At 67.6% G+C, this 2231-nt stretch carries 2 protein-coding genes; both read right to left on the bottom strand.

Going from position 1 to position 2231, the window contains the following annotated elements:
• Window positions 1-714: hypothetical protein (locus FJY88_13750; protein ID MBM3288390.1), on the bottom strand; the 714-nt coding region annotated here is incomplete at its 3' end.
• Between the two features lie 214 nt (window positions 715-928).
• On the bottom strand, window positions 929-2231 hold a 1303-nt coding region (locus FJY88_13745), incomplete at its 5' end, for a T9SS type A sorting domain-containing protein (protein ID MBM3288389.1).

The raw sequence follows: 2231 nt of genomic DNA, 5'->3' as shown, positions 1-2231 counted from the left end.
CCCGCGGTGGTTCAGCTTGTCGACCACGAAGGCCGTTCCACCGGTCCGACGCGACCAGTCCAGCGTGTTCTGCAGATCGGCCTCCCACTCTTGCCTGCGCGAGAGGAAGCCAAGCAGGAGGCCTCGAACGTCGCGCATGGCGAGACTCACCTCGCCGCGCGCGAGCTGCATGCTCTCGAGGGCCTCGCGGCTCTCCTTGGCGGTGAGCTTCGTCTGCGCCGCCGTGACGCGGCTCTCCGCGGAGACGACATGCCGCAGGGCGCGATGGTATCGGGGCGGGAGCCGCAGGAGCAGGAGGCGCACCTCGTCGACCTCGGCCTCGATGGCAGCGATCTCCTCCTGGAGACGCGCCTCGCGACTCGCCGCCTCGGTGCGCGCTTCCTCGATCGCCTGCGCGACGAGCTTGCTCCCCTCGATGATGATCCTTCGCGTGTGCCCATAGTCGCGCAGGAAGGCGGGACGTCCATACTGCCGCATCATCTCCGATCGGGCATCCCGCACGCGGCGGCAAGCCTGCTCGAAGGTCTCCGCGGCGTCGACGTCGGCGCCCGAGAGGCGGGCCAGATTCAGATACTGCTCGGCCGTGAGCATGGAGGATGTGGGCTCGGGATCCCTTCGCACCGTGAAGAGAACGACAAGAACCACCGCCACGAACCCCGCCAGGACGGCGAGGCGAACGCCTCTACTCTTCTTCTTCCTGCCGCTTCCCGCCATGCGCCCCTAGGATCCTCCGATACGCTGCAATCCCAACAAGATAGATTCGACCGACGGCGCCGTCAAGCTCCTCCACGCTGTCGCGCGCCGGAGCGGACGGCTGCCCGGGGCCCGCGAAGAGTATCGGCACGCGCGCGCGCGTGCCGGATTTTCTCGCTCCGGATCGGGGGGAGCAGTCGCCCCCCCGATCCCGGAGCGCGCGGAGAATGAGCCTCTAGCGCGTGACGACGACGGGACGCGTCGCGATCAGCCCCGCCGACTTGAAGCGGATGAAGTAGACGCCGCTGCCGACCCGCCGGCCGCCATCGTCCCTGCCGTCCCAGACGGCATCATGCGTGCCCGAGCCGACAGCCAGGCCATCGTGAATTCGGCGCACCAGGCGGCCGGAGACGTCGTGGACCGAGAGGGAAACGAGCGACCCGGTCGCCGTCTCGTACCGGATCGACGCGGTCGAGTGAACCGGATTCGGCCGGACTTCGTGAAGCGCGAAGCGCGCGTTCCGGGCCGCATCCTCCTCGGCACCGCTGGCGAGGCGGACGAGCAGGACAAGGTCATCGACCGCCGCCTCGATCAGAGATCCGGGCGAGTTATCGGTGGCGATGAACTTCACCTGAACTTGACCGAGACCCTCGCCATAGAGAGCCGCGAGGTCGACCTCCCGCTGAACCCACGCGTTGGACGAGGCCGTCGTGTTCTCGATGTTTGTCCAGGCCCCTCCGTTGTTGTTCACCTGCACAACCCACGCGTCGGTCCCGGGGTTGTTCCCCTTGTCGTTCGAGAACCAGCGCCAGTACTTGAGCACGGCGATGGAGGCGCCGGTGAGGTCGTAGACGGCGCTCTTGAGCGTCGTCTTCCCGCCGTCGACATCGGCGTCCCCCGCCCCGCCGCCGACGGCCCCCTGGCCGGTCACCCAGCAGTGCGTCCCCGCCCCCGTGTCGTCGTTCTCGGGCTGCGCGAGCGTCCCGTTCGGGTCCACCCGAACCCAGATGCCTGTCGTCGCGTTGTCTCCCGTGTCGCCCACGGTGAAGCCGGCATCGCCCGCCTCGAACGGCTCGACGAGATAGCCGACCTCGACATGGTGGGGATCGCTGGCGCCGGCGATCGGACTCTCCTGGGTGTTTCCCTCGAGATCCTCGGCGTGCAGATAGTACGTGATCGCCGCCGGCTGCGATTGCCCCGGGATGACGGCCTGCCAGTGATCGCCCGCCACGTTCGTCATCTCGACGCGCACCCACGCGCCACCGTCGACGGCGTAGTCCATCCAGACCTTCGTCGGATCGATCGGCGCGACATATCCCTCTACCTGCGCATCGACCGTGAAGGGGACGCCCCCCTCTTCGGTGGCATCCAGGTGCTCATGGGCGATGTCGATGATGAACCGCTCCGGACAATCGAAGCCGTGGTTCGTGGCTCCGACGCAGAGGGCGTCGTAGTGAGGCGTCCCGTTGTTCAGATTGCCGTCGTCATCGTCGGTGACGAATGCCGCGAGGATCTGATCCGGCATGCTGAACGGCTGG

The sequence above is a fragment of the Candidatus Eisenbacteria bacterium genome (genome assembly GCA_016867495.1).
Classification (GTDB): Bacteria; Eisenbacteria; RBG-16-71-46; order CAIMUX01; family VGJL01; genus VGJL01.
Note: the sequence above shows the minus strand (reverse complement) of the source record. Positions and strands in the feature narration are given on the sequence as shown.